A 24,609-nucleotide genomic window follows, 5' to 3' on the forward strand; every position below is an offset into this window, starting at 1 on the left:
CGTCACCCGGTGAGGCCGTGGCGATAGGCGTACCTGGTGACGTCGGCGCGGTCGCGCGCACCGATCTTGGCGAAAGTGTTGTTGACGTGCGTCTTGACGGTGCTCTCGCCGATGAACAGCGTTCTGGCGATGTCGCGGTTGCTCAGACCCTGCGCCATCAACCGCAGCACCTCCACCTCGCGGGCGGTGAGCCGGTCCGGATTGTGCCACCGCTGCCCGTCGGCGGCCGGACGCAGGCCGCTGACGAGGCGCTGCGACACGGCGGGATCGAAGGTCGCCTGGCCCTGGGCGGTCGCGCGCAGCGCGGCGGCTATCTGGTCCCGGCTCGCGTTCTTGGTGAGGTAGCTGCGCGCTCCGGCACGCAGCGCCTGCCCGATCGAGTCGTCGTCGGCGTACGTGGTCAGCATGATGACGGACACGTCCGGGTGCCGGCGGGTGATCTGCCTGGTCGCCTCGATGCCGTCAGTGCCGGGCATCCGCAGGTCCAGCAGGGCGATGTCGGCGGTGACGGCGTCCAGCAGGGCGAGCACCTGCGCGCCGTCGCCGGCGTCGCCGACGACCTCCACCCCGTCGATCAGCCCCAGCAGCGCCACCAGTCCTTCCCGGACGATCTGCTGATCGTCGGCGATCACCACCCGGATCGGGTCGCCGCTGCTCATCCGGGCACCTCCACGGTCACGAGCCACCCGTCTGCGTCCGCACCCGCCGCGAAGGTGCCACCCGCCAGCGCCACGCGTTCGGCCATTCCGGTCAGGCCGTAGCCGCGGGGGCCGCTCGGCTCCGCCGGCCGGCCGTCGGGCGTGTTGCGCACCGACAGGCGGACACTGCCGGCCAGGTACGCGACGACCACGGTCACGGCAGCGCCGGGGGCGTGCCGGGCGGCGTTGGTCAGCGCTTCCCGGCCGGTACGGATCAGGGACACGGCGGCGTCCGCGGGCAGCGGCCGGGGCGTGCCGTCGACGGTGATCCGCACCGGATTCGCGCCGCCGTCGGCGTGCTCGGCGACCAGCTGCGACAGCGCCTCGGGCAGCGGCGGTGCGTCGTCGCGCAGCGCCGCCACCGCATGGCGTGCCTCGGTCAGCCCTTCGACGGCCAGGCGGCGCGCTCGCCGCACCCGCGGCAGCGCGGCGTCGACGTCGCGCCGCTCGGTCAGCAGCGCGTCGGCGACCTCGAGCTGAATGGCGAGCGACCCCAGCGCGTGCGCCAGGATGTCGTGCAACTCGCGGGCGATCCGGGCGCGCTCATCCAGGGCCGCCGCGCGCGCGTGCTCCCGGCGCGCGTGCTCCTCCCGCTCCAGCAGGGTCTGCGAGTGCTCGGCCTTGACCCGGTAGTCGCGGCGGACCAGCGCGAGCACCACCACGATCAGGAGCACGGACGCGTCCTCGGCCACGGCCGACAGCGGCAGGCCGCGGAGCAGCCCGCCGAGGGCGGCGGAGCCCAGCACCAGACCGGTGACCGCCATGATCGTGCCGAGCGAGGGCCGGGTGTGGGTCGCCAACCCCGTCAGCGCCACGCACACCATGATCACACCGGTGCCGTCGCCGGTGGCGGCGACCGCCTGGGCGGTGACCACGGCCGCGATCCCGAGCACGGTCAACGCGGCGACCGGCCGGCGGCGCTCGATCAGCAGGAACGCGAACCATCCCGCGACGCCGCACCCCATCGCCGCCCAGGCGCCCGCCGTCGGCACGGCACGCGCCGTCAGCGGCGCCGCCACCATCATGACCGTGCCGATGATCCGCTCGACGCCCCAGCCCGGCGGCCGGTAGGCCGACCAGGGCAGGCGCGGGGCGGACCGTGGCATGTCCATGAGGCGGCGGCTCCAATGAACGGTCAGTGGCGCAGGTCGGTTATCAGCTCCAACATGAGCAGTCGATATCCTACGAACACCAGCAGCACGACCAGGCCCACCACTGACAACCCGATGATCGACTTCGTGCTCATGCGCGTGCCCTTCCTCGCCGCGAACCTGCGTACCAGTTCCCTGAGCAGGTAATCCATCGGTTCCCTCACCGGCAGAACACTAGGCAGGCAGGCGCTTGCGCAGGACCACCCACGGGTGGAGAACGAGGTGGAGAAGGACACGGTCGGCGGCGCCCGGGTGTCGGCTGCCCGTACGCGGCGACCGGCGGGGCCGCGACTTGACCTCGCCCCATGGGCACGGCGCAGAATCGGCGCCGTGGAGAGGAAACACCTGCTGGCGGGCGAGTTCGGGGCGGCCGCCCGGCTGTCGCCGAAGGCGCTGCGGCTCTACGCCGAGCAGGGCGTTCTCGTGCCCGCCAGCGTCGACCCGGCGACCGGCTACCGCTACTACGCCGCCGACCAGCTGCCCCGGGCCCGCCTCATCGGCCGGCTGCGGGCGCTCGGACTGCCGCTCGCGCGGGTCGGGTACCTGGCCGACCTCACCCCGGCCGCCCGTGAGCTGGAGCTGCGGGGATGGCTGCGTGCCCAGCGGGAGCTGCTGGACGAGCGGGCGGCGCTGATCGAGGCGCACGGGCCCGCCGTGGACGTCGCGCTCGTCGGGGGCGTCGCGCTGCGCGACGTACCGGCCACGAAGGTGCTGTGCCGCAGCCGCCGGGTCGACTCCGGCGCCCTGCCGGAGCTGGTCGGTACCGCCGAGCGCGACATCCGCGCGCACCTGCGGGCGTCGGGGCTGCCCGGCGACGGGGCCAGGCTGGTGCACTTCCACGACCTGGTGACCCCCGACAGCGACGGGCTCGTCGAGGTGGCGGTCGCCTACGACGGCAGTGTCGAGCCGGTCGGGGACCTGCACATCCGGCTCGTGGCCGCGCACACCGAGGCCTACCTGCCCGTACCGGTGGAGTACACGGAACTGCCGCTGATCCTGCGCGTGTACGACGCGCTGGAGGCCTGGATCGACGCGCGGCCCGACCTCACCTGCACCGGCCACCCGTACGAGATCTACCCGGGCACCCGCGCGCTGTTCGACGTGGCATACCCGATCGCTCACTGACGAAAGGCATTCCGTGCGACACCTCGCATACGTGGGCAGCGGCCCGTACTGCTACGCCAACTCCTTCGCCATGCTGCTCGGCGCGCAGTCCCCGCCGACCGCGGTCATCGAGGTCGCCACCGGCGGCCCGTTCGGCATGCAGCTCATCGGCGGCGACCTGGTGTTCTTCGACGCCTACGGCTGGAACCCCGAACTGGGCTTCGACCATGCGCTGGCGGCGATCGGCTGGACCTCCACCGTCAGCAAGGGCGGCGACCGGGCCGGGGCGCTGGCCCGCCTGGCCGCCGCGGCCGGGCAGGGCCCGGTGTGGGTGGGTCCGCTGGAGATGGGCCACCTGCACCACCAGCCCGAGATGACCGGGCCGATAGGCGCCGACCACTACGTCGTCGTGCTGGACGTCGACGACGAGCGGGTGCTGGTCCACGACCCGCACGGCTACCCGTACGCCGAGGTGCCGGTCGAGGACTTCATGCTCGCGTGGCAGGCCGAGACGCTGAGCTACGGCGGGCCGTACACGATGCGCACCGGCTTCGCGAAGGTCGCCGACGTCGCCGATGCCGACGCGATCCGGTCGATCATCCCGGCCGCGATCGAATGGCTGTCCATGAGCACCGACGAGAAGATGCCGCCGGGCAGCCTCGGCAACGGCGCGGCGGCCGAGCGGGTCGCCGAGCTGATCGAGGCTGGGGCAGGGAACGGGCTGCGCGAACACCTGATCTACTTCGCGATCCGGGTGGGGGCGCGGCGGCTGAGCGATACCGCCGACTGCCTGCAGCTGGCGGGCTACCCGGAGGCTGCGCGGATCGCCGCGGTCCAGGCCAGGCTCGTCGGCTCGCTGCAGCACCCGATGGTGCGGGGTGACTTCCCGGCGGCGGCGGCCGCGCTGCGCGAACTCGGCCCGACGTACGACCGGCTGCGCGCGGCGCTGAGCTGACCGACCGAGGCAGGGACCGGGAGTCGTTTCCCGGTCCCTGCCTCGCGGTGGGCCTTGGTGCGGCGTCAGTTCACGGTGATCACCGCGCTGCTGGAGTGGGTCGCCCCGACGCTGTCGGTCAGCGTCAGCCAGGCGGTGTAGACGCCCTTGCGGGTGTACACGTGGCTGGCCGAGGCCGCGTGCACGGTGGCGCTGTTGTCGCCGAAGCGCCACTCGCGGTCCACGATGGTGCGTCCGGGCGGCGCGGTGGCGGTGCTGCTGAAGGCGACGGTCAGCGGGCCCGTGCCGGTGGTGGGCGTGGCGGTGACCGTCAGGGTCGCGCCTGTCTCGGCTTTCACGCCGCGGCCGTTGAAGCGCAGCCAGTCCAGCGCCAGGATGTCCGGGTCGCCGGTCTGCCCGGCCTTGACGAACTTCAGGTACAGCGTGAACGTGCCGCCCGGATTGGTCAGCGCGACCGTCGGCGACACCACGTTGTCGTAGCCGCCGGTGACCGGGATGGTCGCCGTGCCCAGCAGCGTGCCGGTGGGGGAGCCGTTGCGGAACTCGATCGTGCCGCCGGTGCCGCCGGAGCTGGCCCCGACCACGACGCCGCTGATGTTCTGCAGGTTGACCGGCCCGATGTTGATCCAGTCCCCGTTGTCGACGTCGCCGAGCCTGCGCCCGGCCTGCGCGGTGGCCCGGTCGAGCACGCTCACCCCGGAGGAGGCGTCGAAGTGCTCGGCCTCCATGCTCCGCGTCTGCAGCTCGACCTGCACCGAGCCGACCAGCGCGGGCGCGCCGGTCGCGCCGCCGTCGGTGTACTGGGCGCTGATCAGCGTGAACAGGTTCGTGCCCGGTCCGTGGCCGTCGCCGCCGCCGGACTCGGTCACCAGCGTCCCGGAGCAGCCGATGTAGTTGTCCAGCGGATGGGCGTGCGAGTCGTGGCCGAGCAGCGTCTGCACCACCACCCGGTTGCAGTCGACGGCGGTGTCCTCCGGGTCGGTGACCGTGACCGTGTACGGGATGCGGTCGCCGAACTCGAAGAACCCGCCCTGCGGCACGTTGATCGTCACGACCGGGCGGGTGTTGCCCACGGTGATCTCGGTGCTGGCCACGGCCGTGAGCCCGCCCGCGCCGGTGACGGTCAACCGGGCGTTGAACCGGCCGCGGGTGGTGTACGTGTACGACGGGTTGGCCGCGGTCGAGTCGACGGTGCCGTTGCCGTCGAAGTCCCACGCGTAGGAGGTCGCCCCGCCCGATCCGGCGCTGGAGAAGCTGACCGCCAGCGGAGCGGGCCCGTTGTCCCGGCTCGCGGTGATCTTCGCGGTGGGCGGCACACCGTTGGCCACGTAGTCGATCCGGTAGATGCCGGCTCCCTCGTTGGAGCCGCCGCGCCCACTGCCCGAGCCGGCGCCGAAGTCGATGACGTACAGCGATCCGTCGGGCCCGAACTCGGCCTCGAACGGCTGGATCCAGCTCATGCCCGCGAAGATCCCGTTGACCGACTGCAGCGAGCCGACGGTGGTGGGCCCGAACCGCGGGTCCGTGAAGGTCTGCGCCGTCTTGTGCAGCGACAGCGTCTTCCACCACTGGCGGGTCAGCTCGTAGACGATCCACTTGCCCTCGAAGTACTCGGGGAACTTCGAGATCCGGGGGTTGGCCGGGTCGTAGTCGTAGACCGGGCCGCTCATCGGGCCGCCGCCCCCGGTGCCGACCTCGGGGAACTGCGCCGAGGCGGAGTAGGCGTACCAGAGCAGCGCGCCGCGGGCCGCGGGCAGGGTGGTCAGGCCGGTGTTGTTCGGGGAGTTGTTGACCGGCGCGGCGCAGTTGAACTTCGCCCCGGAGACGCCGGTGGCGAAGTCGTAGTCGTTGAAGGCGGTGTTGTCGCCGATGCAGTACGGCCAGCCGTAGTTGCCGGCGCTGGTGACCCGGTTGAACTCGACGGTGCCCTCCGGGCCGCGGTTGGCGTTGGCGGCCGTGGCGTCGGGGCCGTAGTCGGCGACCAGGACGGCGTTGGACAGCGGGTCGACGGTGATCCGGAACGGGTTGCGGAAGCCCATCGCGTACACCTCGGCCCTGGTCTTGGCCGTGCCCGGCGCGAACAGGTTCCCGGCGGGCACGGTGTAGGTGCCGTCGGCCTGCGGCCGGATGCGCAGGATCTTGCCGCGCAGGTCGTTGGTGTTGCCGGCGGTGCCCTGGGCGTCGAACGCCCGCCGCCCGGAGCGCTCGTCGATCGGGGTGTAGCCGCTGGACTCGAACGGGTCGGTGTTGTCGCCGATGCCGGCGTACAGGTTGCCGTCGCGGCCCATGGCGATGGAGCCGCCCATGTGCGAGTTGGCCCGCGCCTCCCCGCGCAGCGTCGGTATGGTGAGCAGCCGTTTCTCGGAGCTGAGCGCGATCGTGGCGCCGGTTACGGTGAACCGGGACAGGTTGAGCTGGTTGAGGGTCTTGTCCGACCAGAGCAGGTACAGCCAGTTGTTGGTGGCGAAGTTGTTGTCCAGTGTCAGCCCGAGCAGCCCGTCGGACTGGCTGGTCTGGGTCGGGGTGTAGGCGAAGTCGAGCAGGGTGGTGACCGCGAGGGTAGCCTGGTCGACCACCTTCACCGCGCCGGTGCGCTGGATGTAGAACACCCGCCGGTCGGGCGCCACCGCCAGCTCGAACGGGTCGGCCAGGTCCGCGTTGACCAGCGGCACCCGCTGGAACTGCCCGTTCTGGGTGGCGCTGCAGTCGCCCGCGACCGCGCCGGCGGCCCACTCGATGCCCCAGCGCAGGTGGTCCAGGAACAGCGGATTGCTGAACGCGGAGCTGCTGTGCCCGCCCGCGGTGAACCAGGACCGGCCGCCGTCGTAGTTCTGGCACCACGAGTACGCGTGGTCGACGCCCTCGTCCAGGCCGGAGATGCCGTCCCGGACCTTGATCTGGGCGAGGGTGTGCACCCGGCCGGTCGGGTTGGTCTTCCAGTTGTACCACTCCTCACTGTGTTCCCACAGCTCAGGAAGGTTGCGAGTGGACGGATGGACCCGGTCGAGCACCTTGATCCGCCCCGGGTACACCCCGCCGGTCGCGGAGAAGTCCGGGTGGTAGTCGAAGATCGTGCCGACCAGGCCGTCGTACCAGGCCCAGTCGCGCTCGCTGGCCGAGGCGGCGTGCAGTCCCGCCCAGCCGCCGCCACCGCGGATGAAGTTCTGCAGCGCGAGCCGCTGCGACGCGTCGAGCAGCGCCCCGGACGCGGGGGTCGAGTTGGTGTTGTTGAAGACCAGCGCGTCGAACCGGGCGAGGTTGGCGTCGGTGAACGCGGCGGCGTCGGTGGTCGCCTCGACCTCGAAGTCGTACGCGGCCCCCAGCTGCTGGACGGCGGCGACGCCGGCGGGGATCGAGTCGTGGTAGTAGTTCGTGATCTTCGAGAAGACCAGCACCCGGAACCGGGGTGCGGCGGACGCGGGCGCGGCCACCGAGGTGGACAGCACCAGGGCGGCGAGGGTGACGATGGCGGGCAGGATGCTTCGGCGGCGACTCATGCGGGCGCTCCCTGACAGGGGACGGGCAGGCAGGTGGAGTGCGTACTGTTCGCCGAAGGTCCACATCATAAATCGGTAACAGCCGATGCGTCAAAGGATCCGGCGAGATCCGAAGCGGTCTTCGGGCGGGTGCGCGCAGCCGCTATGCTCCCGACGTGTCCACCCCCGACATCGGCGGCAGCCGCGACGCCGAGAACGCGCTGACCATCGCGCTGGCCGAGTACACCGCGCTCAACGACCTGCAGAAGGCGCTGCGGGACCAGTCCGCCGCCCGCTTCAACTTCTTCCTCGCCATCGTCACCGCCGCCGCGGCGGTCTCCGGCGGCCTGGCCTCGGGGGGCAAGCTGAGCGAGGCCGCGAAGGGCACGCTCGGCACGGTGGGCTTCCTGATACTGGTCCTGGGCCTGTCGACGTTCCTGCGCCAGGTCGAGTTCAGCCAGCGGGGCAACCGCTACGCCGCCGCCACCGACACGCTGCGCACCTATCTGGCGCGCAGCTGCGCCCCGGTCGCGCCGTACCTGATCATGCCGGTGATCGGTGACGTCGGTGTCATCGGCACGACCTACCGCAGGCGCACCGGCGTGCTGCGCGATGCCATGAGCCTGCCCGGCACGGTCGGGATCATCAACAGCGCGCTGCTGGCGCTCGGCGCGGGCTTCGTCACCGGGATCTGGCTCGACTACACGATCTGGCCCCCGGCCGCCGCCTTCGCCGCGTTCGCGCTCAGCATGGTGCTGCACATAGGCCACCTGCGGCGGGCGTTCCGGCGCAGCCGGACCGAGGTCGCCGCGCTGCTGGCCGCCCGCGGGCTCGACGCCGACCCGAACTGAGCGCGTACCCGGCGGCGCCGGTGCCGTATCTTCGTGCGATCTCCGCCGTTGAAGAACTCAGAGTCACCGCCGTGAGGGGTTGCGGCGGTCTGAACTCAGCCGGTGGGACTGCTCGAGGGGTGCAGTCCCACCGGTGCGTTTCGCCGCCGGCGCCGATATCCGGCTCGCCCGGATGCCCGGCCCCGGGCTGAGCGGCCGACCCCCGCGGTCGCTACGGTCGGTCGCCCGGCTCCTCGTGCATCGCGAGCTCCTCGGCGCTGGCACCGCCGCCGGCGGGGCCGGCGTCGTAGGCGACCGCGTCGGCCTCCTCGTCGGAGGCGAGGCCTTCGTCGGGTGCCACGAGCCGCCCGACCGTACCCCCGGAGACGGGATCGTCACCCATCCGCTCGTACATCGAGACCTGCGACTCCAGGTGGGGATCGACGGGTCCCCGGTCCGCCAGCCGCCGGTCGAGCGCGGCCTGCTCGTCGTCGACGATGCTGGAGCCCGTGTCGCCGTTCGGCCGGTCGGCGTCGGAGATCTCAGCCAGAACGTCCGGTTCCTCCCGGGACAGCCGCGCGTCCAGCGACTCCCCGTCGTGCTGCTCCTGCGCGGTGACACCGAACTCGTCCAGGGCCAGCGGGCCTTCGTCGCGGTCGGCGGGGAGCGCGGCGGGGTCGGGGCCGTCGGCTTCCCGCACGGACGGCACCCGCTCGTCGGCGGTGGAGTCGGCGTCGGCGTACTCCGGAATGCCGTCGGCTGCCGGGTCGGAGACCAGGTGCGGATAGTTGTCGTCATGCTGAGGTGCCATGTCTGCGCGGTACCCGATCTTCGCCCGGCCAAACGGCGGCGGCCGGGCTGAGCGCGCTGCTCGGGGGCGCTCCCGCACCCCGAACAGCGCGCCGAGCCCGGGCGCCGGACCGGACGTCCCGGCGGCGGAGGCGCCGATCAGCGGTAGTCGTTCTCCTTGAGCTCGATCACCCAGGCGCGGCGCTCGGCGATCAACCCGTCGCGCATGACGAACACCTCGGCCATCGACATGCGCATGGCGGAGCCGTCGACGCGCCGGACCGAGCCGGTGAGCTCGGCCATCACCACGTCGTCCTGCTCGACCATGCGGACCGTGTCCAGCGTCGGCGGCTGGATGAAACCCGGGCCGTCGATGGCCTCGTCGTAGGCCTGCTTGCCGGTCAGCTGGAACCCGCCGAAGACGGTCCACCTGATGTCGTCGGTCAGGCACGACAGGATCTGCGCGTGGTCGTTCCTGCGGAAGCCGTCCAGGTACCGCTCGACCGTTCGCTTGTTCTCCGACATGCGTACTCCTCCTGAATCCGTACTGCTCCCGGTGGGGCCCGAGGCTCAACGTCGGCGCGTGCGTCAGGGCATCGCGCCGGGCCCCTGGATGGGTACGGAGCCGGTCGCGCGAATTCGACACGGCCGGAGCGTCGTCAGACCGGCCGGACCTCGGCGAGCCGCCGGACCGCGTACCCGTCGTCCCAGCAGACGGCGGCCTCCCAGGCGGCCGACGCCTGCGCGGCGGCGTCGTAGGCCGCGTCGTCGAGGTCGGCGGCGTTGCCGGGCAGCACCAGGTCGAGGTCGGGCACGTCCACGTGCGCCTCGTCCCAGTCGATCAGCGCGACCCGGTCCGCGGTCACGAGCACGTTGCCCGGGTTGGCGGGATTGCCGTGCACGACGCAGGTCGGCCGTCCGGCGAGCCGCGCCCACGCCACCCGGCACCGGGCGACGCCCTCCGGAGGCATCGCGCCGAGGTCGATCTTCGTGCCCGATCCGGCGTGCAGCAGATCGGTCGATGATCGCCAGCCGGACCGCTGCGGCCAGCCCCGCGTCAACCGGTGCAGCTCGCGGAGCGTGCCGGCCACTCGGCGCCAGTCGGCCTGCGTCTCAGGCGGCCCGCCGTCCAGGTACGTCATCACGACCAGGCCGTCGACGAACAGCCGCCCGTCCACCGTGGGAACCGGCACCGGCACGGTCAGGCCCGCGCGGTCGAGGTGCCGGATGAGCTCGGCCTCCCACGCGAGGTCGGCATCGCTTCTGGTGCCGAGGCGCGCGACGGCGGGGCGCCCGTCGACGCGTACGCGCCACACGTCGTTGGCGACCCCACCGGTGAGCCGCTCCATGCGGACCGCGTCGTCACCCCACTGCCTCAGCGCCTCCCACCCCACCGGCCACATGCTACGGGGCTTGCGTACGTCGCCCACCCGCCAGCCGACGCCACGCGTCCGGCGCGCACGGCGCGGCGGGCAGGTGTCCGACCCTGTTGGATGACAGCCGGGCCGGTTCCCGGAGCGCCTCCGTCGCAGAACTTGCGGGTTCCACCCATCCGTGCGCGACTCGGCACCGAACCTCCAGCGTCGCCGAAACGACGGCGGCGACCCTGAGCAGACCCGAAGGTGGAACGTGAACGGTGCCGACCAGCCCAATCCGCGGTACGACCACCTGTCACGCGTCCCCGACCCGGCCGAACAGGCCGACGCCGAGACGCTGCTGCGGGCGGTGGCCCGCGGCGACGAGACCGCCTTCACCCGCCTGTACGAACTGGTCGCCCCCCGCGTGTACGGGCTGGCCAGGCGGGTCCTGCGCGACCCGGCGCAGGCTGAGGAGGTCGCGCAGGAGGTGCTGGTGGAGGTGTGGCGCACCGCCAGCCGCTTCGATCCGGCGCGCGGCTCGGCCACCGCCTGGGTCTTCACCATCACCCACCGCCGGGCCGTCGACCGGGTCCGCTCGGAGCAGGCGGCGCTGGACCGGATAAGACGGCTGACCCCGGAGGCGGCGCAGACCCCGGCCGACGAGGTCGAGGACCAGGCCACCGCCCGGCTGCGCCGCCAACAGGTGCGACGCTGCCTCACCACGCTCACCGACCTGCAACGCGAGGCGATCACCTTGGCCTACTACGGCGGATACACCTACCAGCAGGTGGCCCAGCTGCTCGACGCCGGACTGCCTTCGGTGAAGTCCCGGATGCGCGACGGCCTGATCCGGCTGCGCGACTGCCTCGGTGTGGAGGTGTCGGCATGAGCGACATCCACACCCTGGCCGGCCCCTACGTCCTGCATGCCCTCGACGAGACCGAACGCGACACCTTCGAGCAGCACCTGAGCGGTTGCGGCACCTGCGCGACCGAGGTCGCCGAACTGACCGAGACCGCGGCCCGGCTGGCGGAGGACACCTGGTCTGTGCCCCCACCCGGGCTGCGGGAGCGGGTCGTCGCCCAGGCGCGGCTCACCCGGCAGCTGCCGCCGACCCGGCACCCGCGCCGACGGCACGCGCCGACGCGCTGGTGGCGCCATCCCGCACTCGCGACCGCGACGGCGTGCCTGCTGGTCGCGGCACTCGCCGCCGGGATCACCTACACCGTGCAGGAGCGGCGGGTCCGCGCCGACCGAGCCGCGGCCGAGCAGCTGGCCCGGGTGCAGGCCGTGCTCGCGGCCCCGGACGCGCGCCTGCGCACGGCCGCCGTCGGCGGCGGCGGGCAGGTCACCATGGTGGCGGCACCCAGCCGGGGCTCGGCCGTGGTCATGCTGGCCGCACCCTCGCCCGGCGCCGACCGGGCGTACCAGCTCTGGCTGATCCGCGACGGCGTACCGTACCCGGGCGCGGTCCTGGCCACCGGGCAGGGCACCGCCACGCAGCTGGTGGACGGCCTTGACTCCGTCGACGCGCTGGGCCTGACGGCAGAGCCCGCGGGCGGTTCGGCCGTGCCCACGCTGCCCGTGCTGGCCCAGCTCGCCATGGGCTGACCATATGCCGTTGAACGCGAATCGGATTTTTCTGAAATGGACCCATCCGCCCCGGGATCTGCGCCGAACACCCTGTACAACCGGACTCCGCCGGGGTCCCGCCACGAAGGGTCATCATGAAGTCGAAGAAGACGTTCGTCGCACTCCTCACCGCCGGTGTGGCCGTACTGGCCCTGTCCGCCTGCGGGGGATCAACCACTGCCGAGACCTCGACGTCCGCATCCGCCTCCAAAGGCATGTCGGCCGCTCCGGCGGGCGAGTTCGGACCCGGCTGCGCCGCCGTACCCACCGACCCGTCCAACGCCGGCAGCTTCGAGGCGATGGCCAAGGTCCCCGTCGCCACCGCGGCCTCGGGCAACCCGCTGCTGTCGACGCTGGTCACCGCCGTGAAGAAGGCCAACCTGGTCGACACCCTCAACGGCGCGCCGGCGGTGACGGTCTTCGCGCCCACCAACGACGCCTTCGCGAAGATCCCGAAGGCCGACCTGGACAAGGTCCTGGCCGACAACGCCACCCTCACCAAGATCCTCACCTACCACGTGGTCGCCGGGAAGATCGCGCCCGACCAGCTCGCCGGCGTCCACAAGACCCTGCAGGGCGGCGACATCACCGTGGCGGGCTCCGGCACCGACTTCACCGTCGACGGCAACGCCAAGGTGGTCTGCGGCAACGTCCAGACCGCCAACGCGACGGTCTACATCATCGACTCCGTGCTCATGCCGAAGTGACCTCCACCCGTCCCGGGCCCGCCGGCACCATCCCCGGCGGGCCCGCCCTCGGAAGGGCCGCCATGCGCATCCTCAACCCTGGCACCACCAGGTCCGCCGCCGCCGGTGTGCTCGCCGCCGCGGCGGGGTCGGCGGCCGCGGAACTGTGCGCGGCACTGCTGCGGCCCGAATCGTCGCCGCTGATCGGCATCGGCTCCACCGTCATCGACGCGACCCCCACCCCTGCCAAGGAGTATGCGGTCCGCACCTTCGGCGCCTACGACAAGCCGCTGCTGCTGATCGCGATGGCGGCGGTGCTGGTGCTGCTCGCCGGTGGGCTCGGGATGGTGGCGCGCCGACGGCCGCGGTCGGCGCAGGCGGCAGCGGCGGCACTGGGTGTGCTCGCCGCCGCCGCGGTCGTCTCCCGCCCGGCGGCCGCACCGCTCGACGCGGTGCCGTCGCTGCTCGCCGGAGCGGTCGCCGCCGTGGTCCTCGGCTTGCTGACCGGTCCGCTCGGCGCGCCCGGACCCGCCGCGGCCACCGTACCGGCCGACCGCCGCCGCTTCCTGCTGGCCGCCGGCGCGGTAGCGGGCTCGTCGCTGGCCGTCGGCGGGGTCGCCGCCACCATCCGCGTCCTGACCTCCGGCTCGGCTGAACGCGCGCGGGAGGCGATCACACTTCCGCCGCCCGTGCAGCCGGCCGGACCGCGCAACACCACACCCGGCTTCTACACCCCGGTCACCGACTTCTACCGCGTCGACACCGCCCTGACCCTGCCCCGTGTCGACGTCCGGCAGTGGCGGCTGCGCATCCACGGCATGGTCGACCGGCCGCTCACCCTCGACTTCGAGCAGCTGCTCGCCCGAGGGCTCATCGAGCGCGACATCACTCTGAACTGCGTCTCCAACGAGGTCGGCGGCCCCTACATCGGCACCACCCGCTGGCTCGGCGTACCGCTGGCGCCGCTGCTGCGCCAGGCGGGCGTCGGACCCGGCGCCGACCAGGTCGTGGCGCGCTCGGCCGACGGCATGACCCTGGGCACTCCCGTGGAGACGGTGCTGGACGGCCGCGACGCGATGCTGGCCGTCGGGATGGACGGCCGACCGCTGCCGCCCGAGCACGGCTTTCCGGTCCGGATGCTGACCCCCGGCGTCTACGGCTACGCCGGCTCCTGCAAATGGATCACCGAGCTCGAACTGGCCCGCTTCGCCGACTTCGACCCGTACTGGGTGCGCCGGGGCTGGGCCCGTCACGCACCGGTCAGGACAGCCTCACGCATCGACCGCCCGGCGCCGTTCGCCGAGGTCGCCGCCGGGACGGTCGCCGTCGCCGGGGTGGCGTGGGCCCAGGGGCGCGGCATCCGCGCCGTGGAACTCCAGGTCGATGACGGACCCTGGCAGCAGGTCGAACTGCTGCCAGGCGGGGGCGCCGACACCTGGGTCCAGTGGCGCTACCGCTGGCAGGCCGCTCCGGGCGGTCACCGCCTGCGCGTCCGCGCCACCGACGGCACCGGGCGGACCCAGCCCGAACGGCGCGCCACCCCGTTCCCCGACGGCGCCACCGGCTGGCACACCCTGGCCGTCACCGCCACCTGACCCTAGGCCATGGCAGCGCACGCCGCGCTGACCGCTCTCGAAACCTGATGTATATCTTTCCATATGCGAATCAACTTGATCCGGATCACGATCACCGGACTCGTCGCCGGGCTGCTGTCCGCCGCCGCCACCCCTGCCGCGGCCGACCCGGCACCCCGGACCACCAACGGCCCCTGCCAGTATGCCGAGACCCCCGACGACCCGCCGGCGCGGCCGGTCGGCCTGCCCTTCGATCCGCGGCACCAGCAGACCTGGAACACCCACGTCGTGCTCAGCACCAGCCACGGGAAGATCACGATCACGCTGGACGCCGCCAAGGCGCCCTGCACCGTGCAGAGCTTCGAGCACCTGATCCTGCACCGGTTCTACCACGGCACCAACTGCCACCGGCTGACCGCGTACCCGACGCTGAAGGTCCTGCAGTGCGGCGACCCGTCCGGCACCGGCAGCGGCGGCCCCGGCTACCAGTACAAGGACGAGCTGCCCACCGACCTGCCGCCCGTACCGGACCGGCCCGGCCGCGTCTACTACCCGCGCGGCACCCTGGCCATGGCCAACGCCGGACCGGACACCAACGGCAGCCAGTTCTTCCTCGTCTACGCCGACTCGATCCTGCGGCCCGACTACACCGTCTTCGGCACCGTCGACGAGGCCGGGATGGCCGCCCTGGACGCGATCGCCGCCGGTGGCATCCAGCCGACCCCCGAAGACCCCGCGCCGGTGGACGGTGCACCCGCGCTGACCGCCGACATCCAGCGGGCCTGCGTACACCTGTTCCCGCTGCCTTTCTGCTGACCGGACCCGGCACCTCCGCCGCCGGACTCGCGATTCGTCGAGTCCGGCGGGGCGGAGGAGCCGGGATCGTGGTGCCGAACCGGGTCGACGTCAGTGGACGTGGTAGCCGTCCCGCTCGGCGGCCCGGTCGTCGAACGCCGCGAACTCCTCCACCCGCTCCCGCACCTCGCCGCTGCCGGGGGCGTCGTCGAGGAGGCTCAGCACGTCGCCGACGACCCCGAGCCGGACTTGGTACGCGGGAAGACGGCCGCGATATGGTGGCGCGTGGACATGCGCACCCCAGCCGGTTCAGTCGACGCAGCCCGTGGGATGCCGCGGGACATCCAGGTTCGGCGGATTCAGCCCGGTGCTGAGGCCGAGTTCGTCACGGGGCTGGAGTGGCTCTTCGCGCCGCCCGGCGGCCGCCCCGCCGACTGGGACCGCGACCGCGCCGTCGAGCGCACCGCGCAGGTCCTGGCCAAGGACGACGCCGCGTTGTTCGAAGCCCGCTCGCGCCAGGACGAGCTCGTCGGCGTGGCCAGCGTCTACCTGGACATCATGTCGGTGCGCTTCGGCCGCCGGGCCTCGATCGAGGACCTCGCCGTCCACCCCGGACGGCGTTCCCGGGGCGTCGGCGCCGCCCTCCTGGCCACCGCCAGGTCCTGGGCGTACGAACACGGCGCCGACTACGTGTTCCTGGAGTCCGGCAACGCCCGGACCGAGGCGCACCGCTTCTACCTCCGCGAAGGTGCGATCCAGGCGGCTGCGTCGTTCAGATGGTCCAGGAGCGCCTCCGACTGAACGAAAGCGCAGGGCGAACCCGGACTTCCGGGTCATAATGGCGGAGGAAGAGACACAGACGCGACAGGCATACCGCCGGAGGCTGGCGTGACGTCTTCTGCGGTGTTCCTCGGCCATTCGACGGTCCTGCTGGCCCTCGGGGGCGTCAGAGTGCTCACCGATCCGGTGCTGCGGTCGCGCCTGCTGTTCCTGCGCCGGACCGCCGCCGCGGTCGCACCCGACCACTACGCCGCGGTCGACGCCGTCGTACTGTCCCACCTGCACCACGACCACTGCGACCTGCCGTCGCTGGCGCTGCTCGGCCGCGACGTCCAGTTGATCGCCCCGGAGGGGGCCGAGGACTTCCTCCGGCGGCGCGGCTTCGCGCGCGTCGTCACCCTGCGGGCGGGGAGGTCCCACACGGTGGGGCAGGTGACCGTGACCGCGACCCCCGCGCTGCACGACGGGCGGCGGGAGCCGTTCGGCCCCCGGGCCGCCGCCGTGGGGTACCTGATCGAATCCGGACAGGCCGCCGTCTACTTCGCCGGTGACACCGACCTGTTCGGCGCGATGGCAGACCTGTGCCCGGAACTCGATCTCGCCCTGCTGCCGGTGTGGGGGTGGGGGCCGAACCTCGGACCGGGGCATCTGGACCCGGAGCGGGCCGCCGCGGCGGTCGCGCTGCTGCGCCCCCGCTTCACGGTGCCCGTGCACTGGGGCACGCTGTTCCCGTACGGGCTGAAGCCGTTCTTCGGCGGCAGGCTGCGCACCCCGCCCCGCGCCTTCGCCGACGCCGTCGCCGCCCGGGGGACACCCACCGAGGTGCGGCTGCTCGCGCCGGGCCGCGGGATGACCTGGTGAGCGCCGTCCGCCGGACGCTCGGGGCCGGCCGGTTGGGGCTGGCGATCCCGGTACTGCTGCTCGACTGGGCGGCGCTGGGTATCGCCATCGCCGTCACACCCGGGCTGACCGCCGCCACCGGCTGGGACGTGCTGCTGGCCGCGGTGCTGCTCGCGGCCGCCGCGGCGCTGCTGCGGCCGGTGCTGGCCTCGCTGGCCGCCCGGCTCGGCTGGGGCGGCGTCGTCGCGGGTTGGCTGCTGACCCAGGCGGTGCTCGTCTACCTGGCGCTGTCGCTGGCCCCGCACATACAGGTGGACGGGTTCTGGCCGGCGTTCTGGGCATCGTGGATCTACTCCGCGATCGTCAGCGCCGGTCTGTGGGTCGTGACCGCGGGCGACGACCGGGTGGTGCTGGCGCACCTGCTGCGCAACGCCAGGAAGACCCGCGCCCCCGCCACCGCGGCACCCGCCGTCGTGGTGATCCAGATCGACGGGCTGTCGGCGCCGCTGGCCCGCTGGGCGGTCCAGGCCGGGAACCTGCCCACGCTGACCCGGTGGATCCGGTCGGGCAGCCACCGGCTGGTCGAGTGGCACGCGCAGCTGCCGGCGACCACCCCGGCCAGCCAGGCCGGCCTGCTGCACGGCGCCAGCGGGCACGTGCCCGCGTTCCGGTGGCTGGAGAAGGAGACCGGCCGGCTCGTCGTCACCAACCACCCCAAGGACGCCGAGTACGTGGAGCAGGGGTTCTCCGACGGGCGAGGGCTGCTCGCCGACGGCGGGGTGAGTCTCAGCAACGTCTTCTCCGGTGACGCGCCCGTCAGCATGCTGACCATGAGCACCGCGGCGCGCAGGGGCGCCCGACGGGGTCCGAGCAGGCAGATCGGCAGCTACCTGATCGATCCGTTCGGGCTCACCCGCTCACTGGTGCTGACCGCCGCCGAGATGGTCAAGGAACTGTTCCAGGCCCGGCGCCAGCGCGTGCGCGGCATCGAACCCCGCGTCCACCGCGACTTCTCCTATGTGCTGCTGCGCGGCGTCACCAACGTGCTGCTGCGCGATCTCAACCTCAACCTGGTGGCCGAGCACATGATGCGCGGCGCGCCGGTGATCTACTGCGACTTCGTCGACTACGACGAGATCGCCCATCACGCCGGACCCACCCGGCCCGAGTCCCTGGCGGCCCTCGACGGGATCGACTGGGTGCTGGGCACCCTGGAGCAGCTCGCCGCCGAAGCTCCGCGCCCGTACCACCTGGTGGTCGTCTCCGATCACGGGCAGAGCCAGGGCGCGACGTTCCTGCAGCGGTACGGGACGACCCTGGAGCGCTGGTCGGCAGCCTGATCTCCGAGGGGTCCGCCAGGGTCGCCACGGAACCGGAGAACGAGCAGTGGGGCAGGGTCCGTACGCTGCTGACCGAGCTCAGCGGCGAGCAGAAGATGATCGGCAAGCTGTCCGACACCGTGCTGGAGGGACAGGAGCCGTCCCCGCCCGCGGTCGCCCGGGGCGTGGCGTCGGTCGTCGTCGCCTCGGGCAACCTCGGCATGGTCTACCTGGCGCGCGAAGCCGGTCGGCTGAGCATGGAGGACATCGAGTCGAGGCATCCGAACCTGCTGGCGGGTCTGGTCAGCCACCCGGGGATCGGGTTCGTGATGGTCCGTTCCCGGTCGCTCGGTGCGCTGGTGCTGGGGCGCGGGGGCGTGCGCCACCTCGCCGACGGGCGGGTGGCCGGCTCCGATCCGCTCGCCGCGTTCGGCCCGTACGCCGCGGCCGACCTCGCCCGCCACGACATGTTGCCGCACGTCGGCGACGTCGTCGTGAACAGTCTCCTGGACTCCTCGACGGAGGAGGTGGCGGCGTTCGAGGAGCTCGTCGGCTGCCACGGCGGGATGGGCGGCTGGCAGACCCGGCCGGTGCTGATCCATCCCGCCGGCTGGTCGGCACCGACGGCCCTGGTCGGTGCCGACGCCGTACATCGGCAGCTGGTGTGCTGGCTCGAGGACCTCGGTCAGCGGACGCTGCTGCGGCCGCCGGGGCGGACCAGGTAGCCGAACGCGGCGGCGGTGAAGAACATGATGATGCTGTACACGGCGGCGGGCACCGCGATCTGCGCGCTGCCCAGCAGGGTGGTGGCGATGACGATGGCCAGGGTGCCGTTGTGGATGCCGATCTCCATGGCGGTGGCCACCGAGTCGGCGGGCCCGACTCTCAGCAGCCTGGGCGCCGCGTAGCCGACCAGCAGGCTCAGTACGTTGAACAGCAGCGCGACCACCCCGGCGGCCTTGAAGTAGTCCGCCACGCTGTCCCACTCCTTGACGAGCGTGCCGGCGATGACCAGCACCAGCACCGCCACCGACAGGATGCGGACCGGCTTGGCCATCCGCTCGGCGAAGCCCAGCGAGCGGTGCCGCACGAACATGCCCAGCGCCACCGGCACCAGCACGATCGCGAACACCTGCAGCACCTTGTCGAACTGCAGGCCGACCTGGTCGGTGCCGGACATGAACTCGTCCAGGGCGAAGTTGACGACCAGCGGCAGCGTGAACACCGCGAGCACCGAGTTGACCGCGGTCAGGGTGACGTTGAGGGCCACGTTGCCGCCGAACAGGTGGCTGTAGAGGTTGGCGGTGGTGCCGCCGGGCGAGGCGGCCAGCAGCATCATGCCCACCGCCAGCGCGGGCGGCAGGTCGAACAGCAGCACCAGCCCGTAGCAGGCCACCGGGAGCAGGAGCACCTGGCAGACCAGTGCGACGAGGACCGCGCGGGGGTAGGCGGCGATGCGTCCGAAGTCGGCGATGGTGAGTCCGAGGCCCAGGCCCAGCATCACGATGCCGAGGGCGACGGGCAGGAACACCTGGGTCAGTACGGAATCCATAGCCGAGGATTGTTCACTCTTGTGGCGCCCGTCACATCGACCGTACAGCCGGTGGACCCGGCGCCGCCGCTCGGCTACGCGACCCGCCGTCAGTGCCTGGACCTCGCCGTGCCATGGGCGCGGCCAGGCCGCCTAGCGGACGCATAGCCGATGGCAAGCCTGCTTGCGCAGCCTGGTGAAGGTCCGGGTGCTCGGCCCGGGTCGTTACGTAAGGGAGCTTCGATGAGAGGCAGAATCCGCGCGGCGCTGCTCGCCGCGACGGTGCTCGGCGTGGTCCTCGCTTCAGCCGGCACGGCGCAGGCCGGCCAGGAGTCGCAACCGACATGGCGCGACGCGCGGGCCGCCGCTGCGGCGTCCGGCGGGATCAGCGCGGCCGCGAAGGGCGGGATCGGCATCGCCGCGACCTGGTACACCGGTACCGTCGCGCCCGGCGGCACCCAGGGCTGGACGTGGCAGAACGCGCCGGCGGACGCCGCCTACGCGGTCGGCTACAACCCCTCCGGCGCCACCACCTCGGCCGCGTGCCAGTTCGAGACGATCAGCAGCCAGTACGTCCAGCTGTGGGGCGGGCAGCGGCAGTTCCAGTTCACCCTCAAGAACGTCGGCACGATCTCCTGCGGTGCGACCGTCCAGCTCTCGGCGGTGACCAGCACGGTCCAGGCCAACACCGGCGGGGTCAGCCCCGGCGGCACCCAGACGCACCTGTGGAACATCCCCTGGCACACCAACTGGCTGGTCGCCCTCAACCCGACCGGCGCCACGAGTTCGGCGGCCTGCCAGTTCCGGGTGACCCGCACCTGGTACGTGCAGCCGGGCGCGGCGGGCGCGCTGCGCCAGTTCTGGGTCGAGGTCAAGAACGTCGGGACCGTCACCTGCCAGACCGACATCCGGCTCGGCTCCACCACGGTCAGCAACAGCTTCGCCGTCGGCTCCGTGGGCTCCGGGGTCACCTGGTCCACGATCTGGAACAACGCCAACCCCGTCACCTCGGTCTACGTGGTCGGCGTGTCCCCGCAGGGCAGCTACCCCATCCCGTGCCAGTTCGAGGTCACGCGCATGGTCTACCGCCAGTACATCGACGGCAGTGGAGTCTCGCAGCGCCAGATCCTCATGTCGTTCAAGAACGTCAGCGGCACCACCTGCGGTGGGCTGGCCGAACTGCAGACCTTGGCAGCCTGATCCGCTGCTGAACGCGGCCACCGCGCGACGATCGCCTCGTCGCGCGGTGGCCGCGTTCGCGTCGCGTATCCGCTGGTACGCCGTAGTCGCGGGGCCGGCCGCCGTCGGCGATGGACGGCAGAGCCGGGACCGATCATCGACGACTGGCCATTGACGAGGTTCGGTCGGCCTCTATAACGTTATAGAGCGCCGCTCGCCGTGGACGTCCACGGCATGGGCGGCCTGCAGTGCCACCCGCACCGGTGCCCCCACCACCGTCACGGTCGGCGCAGCGGCGCGACGCCGCCATGCCGACCTCCGCGCTGTGCCCGTCGCACGTCGGCGGGCCCCGTGCCGTGCAGGGACCCCTGATCCGTTCCGTCCCTCTGCAAAGGAGCGCCATGCGCCGCCTCACCGCTTCGGCGGCGGCCGTGCTGACACTGGCGGGGGTGCTGATCTTCAGCGCCTCCCCGGCCTCGGCCGTCACCCCCAAGACGCCGCCCCTGTCGACCCCGTGGACCAGCCAGGTGTCCACCACCAACCCGCTGCCGGAGTATCCGCGACCGCAGCTGACCCGCCCGGACTGGCAGTCGCTCAACGGCGAGTGGCAGTTCTCCAACCCCGCCACCGACGGCGCGGGCAACGTCAACCGCAACGCCGCGCCGCCGCTGGGGCAGACGCTGCCCGAGCGCATCCTGGTGCCGTACCCGGTGGAGTCCGCGCTGTCGGGCATCATGCGCAACGACAACCGCGACCTGTTCTTCTACCGCCGCACCTTCACCGTCCCCGCGGCGTGGACCGGCCGCCGGGTGCAGCTGCACTTCGGCGCCGTCGACTACGAGGCCACCGTCTGGGTCAACGGCGTACAGGTCACCACCCATCGCGGCGGCTACGACCGGTTCGAAGTGGACATCACCGGCCAGCTCAACGGCGGCACCAACGAACTGGTCGTGCGCGTGTACGACCCCACCGACGGCCGAGGGGAGAAGCAGCCGCTCGGCAAGCAGGTCAACAGCCCCAGCGGCATCTTCTACACGCCCACCTCCGGCATCTGGCAGACGGTATGGCTGGAGCCGACCCCGGTCTCCTCGATCTTCTCCGTGGACGTCTACGCCAACCTGGCCAACAACACCGCCCGGGTACGGGTCTTCACCCGGGGCGACGTCACCGGGCACACCGTCCTGGCCGAGGCCATGGCCGGCGCGACCGTCGTCGGCACCGCGACCGGCGGCTTCACCGAGTTCACCGTCCCGGTGCCCAACGCCCGGCGCTGGTCCCCGGACGACCCCTACCTCTACAACCTGCGGGTATCGCTGCGCAACGGCGCCGGTGCGGCCGTCGACCAGGTCGTCAGCTACTTCGGCATGCGCGAGGTCGGCACCAAGCTCGTCAACGGCGTACTGCGCCCCACCCTGAACGGCGAGTTCGTGTTCCAGGTGGGCACCCTCGACCAGGGCTTCTGGCCTGACGGCCTGTACACCGCCCCGACCGACGCGGCGCTCGCCTTCGACCTGCAGAAGCACAAGGACCTCGGCTTCAACATGGTGCGCAAGCACATCAAGGTCGAGCCGGCCCGCTGGTACTACCACGCCGACCGCCTCGGCCTGCTGGTCTGGCAGGACGTCCCGTCGACGCCCGCGTTCGACGCCAACCGCACCCCGGCGCAGATCGCCGAGTTCGAGACCGAGGCCCGCGAGATCATCGACGAGCACCGCTTCTCCCCGGCCGTGATCACCTACGTGCCGTTCAACGAGGGCTGGGGGGAGTGGAGCCTGGCCGAGACCCAGCGCGTCACCACCGCGCTCAAGAACTACGACCCGACCCGCCTGGTCAACGCGCACAGCGGCTACAACTGCTGCGTGTCCAAGGGCGACCCGGGCACCGGCGACATCATGGACTGGCACGTGTACACCGGCCCCGACAGCCCGCGCCCGTCGGCGACCCGGGTCTCGGTGCTCGGCGAGTTCGGCGGCCTGGGGCTGCGCACCCCCGGCCACGAGTACAGCCCCAACGGGCAGTTCTTCGCCTACGAGCAGCTGTCGTCGGCCGCGCAGCTCAACGACCGCTACACCGGCATGATCCGCGACGTCCAGAACCTGATGACCGTCAAGGGCGTCTCGGCGTACGTGTACACCGAGATCACCGACGTCGAGGGCGAGTACAACGGACTGCTCACCTACGACCGGCAGATCCAGAAGGTGGACACCAGCCAGCTGCGGGCCGCGCACGCGGCACTGATCAACGCCTCCCGCAACCTCAACGCGCAGGTGCCGCTGACCCTCGGGCACGTACGCTCGCTGCGCGTGACCACGCCCGGCTACACCGACCGCTACCTGCGCCACGCCAACTCGCTGGCCCGCACCGACGTGCTCAACACGGCCAGCGCCGACGGCGCCCGGCAGGACGCGTCGTTCCGCACCGTGGCCGGGCTGGGCAACCCGCGCTGCTACTCGTTCGAGTCGGTCAACTTCCCAGGCCGCTACCTGCGGCACTCGAACTACCAGGTGCGCCTGGACGCCGACACCGGCGGCACGTTCGCCGCCGACGCGACCTGGTGCACCAGGCCCGGGCTGGCCGCGGGCGGCACGTCGTTCGAGTCGCTCAACATGCCCGGCTACCACCTGCGCCACTACGCCGACAACGTGTACGCCGCCCGCAGCGGCGGGCCGAACGCCTGGGACACCGCCGCCGGCTTCGCCGCCGACAGCACCTGGAACGTCGCCGACCCGGCGCTGTGGCGCAGCTCGGTGCTGCTGGCGACCAACGTCCGCCAGTCGCTGCGGGTCACCACGTGGGGCTTCACCGACCGGTACCTGCGCCACGCCGACAGCCTCGCCTGGACCGAGATCGTCAACTCCGGCAGCAGCGCCCTGCTGAAGGCGGACGCGACGTACACGGTGCGGCGGGGACTGGCCGACTCGTCCTGCTACTCGTTCGAGTCGGCCAACTTCCCGGGCCAGTACCTGCGCCACGCCTCCGGCCGGGTGCGCAACTCGCCCGACGACGGCACGGCGCTGATGCGCCAGGACGCCACGTTCTGCGCCCGGCCCGGCGTCGGCGGCACCGGGACCACCTTCGAGTCGCTGAACCTTCCGGGCTCGTACCTGCGGCACTTCGAGTCGCAGGTGTACATCGCCTCCGGCGGCGGTGACGGGGGCTTCAACCGGCCCCAGACGCTGAGTGCGGACAGCAGCTGGGCCGTCGCGGCCCCCTGGGCGCCGTGACCGCGGCGCGGGCGGCGGGCCACCCCCGCCGCCCGCGCCACCGCTGTCCAGTAGCCGACTCGGCGTTGCGGCAGGGAAGATCGTCTTCTGTCATGTACGCATGACTCACGCTCTGCGCCCAGCCCGCGTGCTCGCGGCACTCGCCCTGCTCGGCTCGCTCACCCTGGCGGCATGCGGGCCCTCCGGCGCGGAGCCTACGGCGAACCCGGCCGCACCGGCCGCCTCCAGCACCACCGCCGCCCTGCCGGACCTGTGTACGCTGCTGGACCCCGCCGAAGTGGCCGCCGCGGCCAAAACCGACATCCCGTTCCACCGCGCGGAGCCCGGCCAGGGCTTCATCGTCTGCGCCTACCACCAGGGCACCGGCGCCGCGTCGCCGGCGATCTACGTGCAGTACCAGACCGGCACGGCCGGCAGCCTCGACTTCGGCACCGGCGGCGAGCAGCTGCGGATCTCGCAGCTGCGCGCCAAGTGGTACGAGCAGGGTTCGAAGCTCATGGTCGCCGTCGACCAGGACCTGCTGATCGTCAACCTCGGCCTCGCCGGCCGGAAGCTGCGCGGCGGCGATCCGCGCGCGCTGGCCGTCGACCTCGCCGAGCGGGTCCTGGTCGACCTGCGCTGACCCGTTCCCACTATGCGACCACGGCGTCGGAGTGTCGGGGTCCGACGCTATCGTCGGCCGGTCCAA

General features: G+C 72.2%; 22 protein-coding genes. 15 read left to right on the forward strand and 7 right to left on the reverse strand.

Annotation, left to right across the window (positions count from 1 at the left end):
* Positions 1-2 precede the first annotated feature (2 nt).
* Together QEZ54_RS08005 and QEZ54_RS08010 are read right to left on the reverse strand one after the other, a co-directional pair.
* A complete protein-coding gene (locus tag QEZ54_RS08005) occupies positions 3-659 on the reverse strand; it encodes a response regulator transcription factor (protein WP_281303841.1) in 657 nt (218 codons plus the stop codon).
* Positions 656-1,810, reverse strand: a complete 1,155-nt coding sequence (locus tag QEZ54_RS08010; RefSeq protein ID WP_281303842.1) for a histidine kinase — start codon at positions 1,808-1,810, stop codon at positions 656-658. Before QEZ54_RS08010 ends, QEZ54_RS08005 begins: the two co-directional genes overlap by 4 nt.
* 369 nt (positions 1,811-2,179) lie before the next feature.
* Here QEZ54_RS08010 and QEZ54_RS08015 point away from each other — a divergent pair, with 369 nt between their 5' ends.
* Both QEZ54_RS08015 and QEZ54_RS08020 read left to right on the forward strand, forming a co-directional pair.
* Positions 2,180-2,974: a MerR family transcriptional regulator gene (locus QEZ54_RS08015; RefSeq protein WP_281303843.1), complete on the forward strand. Its 795-nt coding sequence runs from the start codon at positions 2,180-2,182 to the stop codon at positions 2,972-2,974.
* 13 nt (positions 2,975-2,987) lie between these two features.
* Positions 2,988-3,908 (forward strand): hypothetical protein, encoded by a 921-nt coding sequence (locus QEZ54_RS08020; protein WP_281303844.1) that lies wholly within the window; start codon positions 2,988-2,990, stop codon positions 3,906-3,908.
* A 65-nt stretch (positions 3,909-3,973) separates the two neighbouring features.
* Here the strand turns inward: QEZ54_RS08020 and QEZ54_RS08025 are convergent, their stop codons facing one another.
* The gene (locus QEZ54_RS08025; RefSeq protein ID WP_281303845.1) at positions 3,974-7,405 is read right to left on the reverse strand and encodes a ThuA domain-containing protein; all 3,432 of its coding nucleotides are present in this window, start codon (positions 7,403-7,405) and stop codon (positions 3,974-3,976) included.
* A 155-nt stretch (positions 7,406-7,560) separates the two neighbouring features.
* On the opposite strand from QEZ54_RS08025, the gene QEZ54_RS08030 reads away from it, so the two are divergent.
* Complete coding sequence (locus QEZ54_RS08030; RefSeq protein ID WP_281303846.1) at positions 7,561-8,235, forward strand: hypothetical protein; 675 nt, start codon at positions 7,561-7,563, stop codon at positions 8,233-8,235.
* 211 nt (positions 8,236-8,446) lie between these two features.
* Here QEZ54_RS08030 and QEZ54_RS08035 read toward each other — a convergent pair whose 3' ends face one another.
* The 3 genes from QEZ54_RS08035 to QEZ54_RS08045 all read right to left on the reverse strand — a co-directional run bounded on the left by QEZ54_RS08035 (position 8,447) and on the right by QEZ54_RS08045 (position 10,406).
* A complete protein-coding gene (locus QEZ54_RS08035; protein WP_281303847.1) occupies positions 8,447-9,025 on the reverse strand; it encodes a DUF5709 domain-containing protein in 579 nt (192 codons plus the stop codon).
* Between the two features lie 137 nt (positions 9,026-9,162).
* Positions 9,163-9,528 (reverse strand): nuclear transport factor 2 family protein, encoded by a 366-nt coding sequence (locus QEZ54_RS08040; RefSeq protein ID WP_281303848.1) that lies wholly within the window; start codon positions 9,526-9,528, stop codon positions 9,163-9,165.
* Positions 9,529-9,662: 134 nt separating this feature from the next.
* Positions 9,663-10,406, reverse strand: a complete 744-nt coding sequence (locus QEZ54_RS08045) for a phosphotransferase (RefSeq protein ID WP_281303849.1) — start codon at positions 10,404-10,406, stop codon at positions 9,663-9,665.
* Between the two features lie 265 nt (positions 10,407-10,671).
* Between QEZ54_RS08045 and sigK the strand changes: the two genes are divergently transcribed.
* The 9 genes from sigK to QEZ54_RS08090 all read left to right on the forward strand — a co-directional run bounded on the left by sigK (position 10,672) and on the right by QEZ54_RS08090 (position 18,712).
* Entirely contained in the window at positions 10,672-11,250 is a 579-nt protein-coding gene (gene sigK, locus QEZ54_RS08050; RefSeq protein WP_281303928.1) for an ECF RNA polymerase sigma factor SigK, read from the forward strand.
* Complete coding sequence (locus QEZ54_RS08055) at positions 11,247-11,972, forward strand: anti-sigma factor (protein ID WP_281303850.1); 726 nt, start codon at positions 11,247-11,249, stop codon at positions 11,970-11,972. Before sigK ends, QEZ54_RS08055 begins: the two co-directional genes overlap by 4 nt.
* Before the next feature lie 116 nt (positions 11,973-12,088).
* Positions 12,089-12,700: a fasciclin domain-containing protein gene (locus tag QEZ54_RS08060; RefSeq protein WP_281303851.1), complete on the forward strand. Its 612-nt coding sequence runs from the start codon at positions 12,089-12,091 to the stop codon at positions 12,698-12,700.
* A 62-nt stretch (positions 12,701-12,762) separates the two neighbouring features.
* On the forward strand, positions 12,763-14,274 hold the full coding sequence (locus QEZ54_RS08065; protein ID WP_281303852.1) for a molybdopterin-dependent oxidoreductase: 1,512 nt from the start codon (positions 12,763-12,765) through the stop codon (positions 14,272-14,274).
* A 63-nt stretch (positions 14,275-14,337) separates the two neighbouring features.
* A complete protein-coding gene (locus tag QEZ54_RS08070) occupies positions 14,338-15,069 on the forward strand; it encodes a peptidylprolyl isomerase (protein WP_281303853.1) in 732 nt (243 codons plus the stop codon).
* 309 nt (positions 15,070-15,378) lie between these two features.
* Complete coding sequence (locus tag QEZ54_RS08075; protein WP_281303854.1) at positions 15,379-15,849, forward strand: GNAT family N-acetyltransferase; 471 nt, start codon at positions 15,379-15,381, stop codon at positions 15,847-15,849.
* A gap of 87 nt (positions 15,850-15,936) precedes the next feature.
* Positions 15,937-16,689 (forward strand): MBL fold metallo-hydrolase, encoded by a 753-nt coding sequence (locus QEZ54_RS08080; RefSeq protein ID WP_281303855.1) that lies wholly within the window; start codon positions 15,937-15,939, stop codon positions 16,687-16,689.
* Complete coding sequence (locus tag QEZ54_RS08085) at positions 16,686-18,008, forward strand: phage holin family protein (RefSeq protein WP_281303856.1); 1,323 nt, start codon at positions 16,686-16,688, stop codon at positions 18,006-18,008. The genes QEZ54_RS08080 and QEZ54_RS08085 overlap by 4 nt, the downstream gene beginning before the upstream one ends.
* Before the next feature lie 95 nt (positions 18,009-18,103).
* Positions 18,104-18,712 carry a hypothetical protein gene (locus QEZ54_RS08090; RefSeq protein ID WP_281303857.1) on the forward strand — a complete coding sequence of 203 codons (609 nt, stop codon included), beginning with the start codon at positions 18,104-18,106 and terminating at the stop codon, positions 18,710-18,712.
* Here QEZ54_RS08090 and QEZ54_RS08095 read toward each other — a convergent pair.
* Entirely contained in the window at positions 18,673-19,539 is an 867-nt protein-coding gene (locus tag QEZ54_RS08095) for a bile acid:sodium symporter family protein (RefSeq protein WP_281303858.1), read from the reverse strand. The genes QEZ54_RS08090 and QEZ54_RS08095 overlap by 40 nt on opposite strands.
* A 222-nt stretch (positions 19,540-19,761) precedes the next feature.
* On the opposite strand from QEZ54_RS08095, the gene QEZ54_RS08100 reads away from it, so the two are divergent.
* The 3 genes from QEZ54_RS08100 to QEZ54_RS08110 all read left to right on the forward strand — a co-directional run bounded on the left by QEZ54_RS08100 (position 19,762) and on the right by QEZ54_RS08110 (position 24,543).
* Positions 19,762-20,718 carry a hypothetical protein gene (locus QEZ54_RS08100; RefSeq protein WP_281303859.1) on the forward strand — a complete coding sequence of 319 codons (957 nt, stop codon included), beginning with the start codon at positions 19,762-19,764 and terminating at the stop codon, positions 20,716-20,718.
* A 380-nt stretch (positions 20,719-21,098) separates the two neighbouring features.
* Entirely contained in the window at positions 21,099-23,921 is a 2,823-nt protein-coding gene (locus QEZ54_RS08105) for an AbfB domain-containing protein (RefSeq protein ID WP_281303860.1), read from the forward strand.
* Positions 23,922-24,021: 100 nt separating this feature from the next.
* Complete coding sequence (locus tag QEZ54_RS08110; RefSeq protein ID WP_281303861.1) at positions 24,022-24,543, forward strand: hypothetical protein; 522 nt, start codon at positions 24,022-24,024, stop codon at positions 24,541-24,543.
* Positions 24,544-24,609 lie beyond the last annotated feature (66 nt).

The sequence above is a fragment of the Catellatospora sp. KI3 genome, assembly GCF_029948125.1.
In the GTDB taxonomy this organism is placed as follows: Bacteria; Actinomycetota; Actinomycetes; order Mycobacteriales; family Micromonosporaceae; genus Catellatospora.

What these genes read in the sequence shown, in the direction of transcription:
- QEZ54_RS08005 (WP_281303841.1), bottom strand. Translation starts at nt 659, where the DNA reads ATGAGCAGCGGCGACCCGATCCGGGTGGTGATCGCCGACGATCAGCAG.
- QEZ54_RS08010 (WP_281303842.1), bottom strand. Translation starts at nt 1,810, where the DNA reads ATGGACATGCCACGGTCCGCCCCGCGCCTGCCCTGGTCGGCCTACCGG.
- QEZ54_RS08025 (WP_281303845.1), bottom strand. Translation starts at nt 7,405, where the DNA reads ATGAGTCGCCGCCGAAGCATCCTGCCCGCCATCGTCACCCTCGCCGCC.
- QEZ54_RS08035 (WP_281303847.1), bottom strand. Translation starts at nt 9,025, where the DNA reads ATGGCACCTCAGCATGACGACAACTATCCGCACCTGGTCTCCGACCCG.
- QEZ54_RS08040 (WP_281303848.1), bottom strand. Translation starts at nt 9,528, where the DNA reads ATGTCGGAGAACAAGCGAACGGTCGAGCGGTACCTGGACGGCTTCCGC.
- QEZ54_RS08045 (WP_281303849.1), bottom strand. Translation starts at nt 10,406, where the DNA reads ATGTGGCCGGTGGGGTGGGAGGCGCTGAGGCAGTGGGGTGACGACGCG.
- QEZ54_RS08055 (WP_281303850.1), top strand. Translation starts at nt 11,247, where the DNA reads ATGAGCGACATCCACACCCTGGCCGGCCCCTACGTCCTGCATGCCCTC.
- QEZ54_RS08060 (WP_281303851.1), top strand. Translation starts at nt 12,089, where the DNA reads ATGAAGTCGAAGAAGACGTTCGTCGCACTCCTCACCGCCGGTGTGGCC.
- QEZ54_RS08065 (WP_281303852.1), top strand. Translation starts at nt 12,763, where the DNA reads ATGCGCATCCTCAACCCTGGCACCACCAGGTCCGCCGCCGCCGGTGTG.
- QEZ54_RS08070 (WP_281303853.1), top strand. Translation starts at nt 14,338, where the DNA reads ATGCGAATCAACTTGATCCGGATCACGATCACCGGACTCGTCGCCGGG.
- QEZ54_RS08075 (WP_281303854.1), top strand. Translation starts at nt 15,379, where the DNA reads ATGCCGCGGGACATCCAGGTTCGGCGGATTCAGCCCGGTGCTGAGGCC.
- QEZ54_RS08090 (WP_281303857.1), top strand. Translation starts at nt 18,104, where the DNA reads ATGATCGGCAAGCTGTCCGACACCGTGCTGGAGGGACAGGAGCCGTCC.
- QEZ54_RS08095 (WP_281303858.1), bottom strand. Translation starts at nt 19,539, where the DNA reads ATGGATTCCGTACTGACCCAGGTGTTCCTGCCCGTCGCCCTCGGCATC.
- QEZ54_RS08100 (WP_281303859.1), top strand. Translation starts at nt 19,762, where the DNA reads ATGAGAGGCAGAATCCGCGCGGCGCTGCTCGCCGCGACGGTGCTCGGC.
- QEZ54_RS08105 (WP_281303860.1), top strand. Translation starts at nt 21,099, where the DNA reads ATGCGCCGCCTCACCGCTTCGGCGGCGGCCGTGCTGACACTGGCGGGG.
- QEZ54_RS08110 (WP_281303861.1), top strand. Translation starts at nt 24,022, where the DNA reads ATGACTCACGCTCTGCGCCCAGCCCGCGTGCTCGCGGCACTCGCCCTG.